General features: G+C 42.4%; 1 protein-coding gene. It reads right to left on the reverse strand.

Going from position 1 to position 925, the window contains the following annotated elements; genetic code table 11:
- Positions 1-843 (reverse strand): DUF3404 domain-containing protein (locus tag AB4496_RS18845; protein WP_372131613.1); only part of this gene is annotated, 843 nt, incomplete at its 3' end.
- Positions 844-925 lie beyond the last annotated feature (82 nt).

Consider the following 925-nt stretch of genomic DNA (forward strand, 5'->3'; position numbering starts at 1 on the left):
CTTCATCTCTTGTTTTTTACTGTTCCAACGGTAAACCGCCCACCCCAACACGAGTAGGATATTGGCAATCACCAAAATAAACATGGCTATCTGCAGAAGTTCTGAATGATCTTCTATTTCCCAACATACATTGCCGCGTTGGACAAAACAGCTGTTGCCTTCTGAGGACAAACTAAAGGCTAAACCCGCGAGCGTAGCGTTTTCGTTCCAAACTGATTCTTTATACAGGTAATATCTATCACCGCGCTTGACCCACATTTCATCAAGCTCAACAAACATACTCGCACCCGCTAGCAAAGCTGTTATGGCTTCATTGTCCATCTTCTGTAGACGAGACAGTAGTTCATCGTGTTCGGTGTTCGGTCGCTCTTGAATGTGCATGTAGCGCTTCAACGAGTCAAATTTCTCTGGGTATAACTCAACGTAGCGTGCGGCATATGAACCGCCACCGGGATGAATCAAACCACTTCGAGTAAACCAACGATCAGAAAGTTTAGTTCCTTTACACATTGCACGAGTAAAGACCAAAGGCTCTGTGATTAGAGGGCTTAAAGGCAACTTTCCGCTGCATGTTTTTGATAACCGGTATAAGCGTTGGATGTCTTTTAGTGGGTATTCAGCAGTTTGCGGCAGCATAGAGGACGGCATGATCAAGCGAGTCGGGTAATCAGCCTGAAGCAGTCGAATATCATAAGATTCAATTGCCATTTCATGATCAAAAAGTTTAGTGAAGTTATCGATACGCTCAGGTAAAGAGTCAGCAAACGCGTTCACTGAAACGGATAATGTAGCGATAAGCAGAGTAAATGTTCTTTTGATGATCACAAACCAACGCAAATTCATATAGATCAATCAAATATATACCATTCGTTATCAAAGATAAATTTATAACCGCATGAAAAACCGTGCTAATGACGAGTTATAG

Source organism: Vibrio sp. 10N.222.46.A1, assembly GCF_041473595.1.
GTDB classification, from domain to species: Bacteria; Pseudomonadota; Gammaproteobacteria; order Enterobacterales; family Vibrionaceae; genus Vibrio; species Vibrio tasmaniensis_A.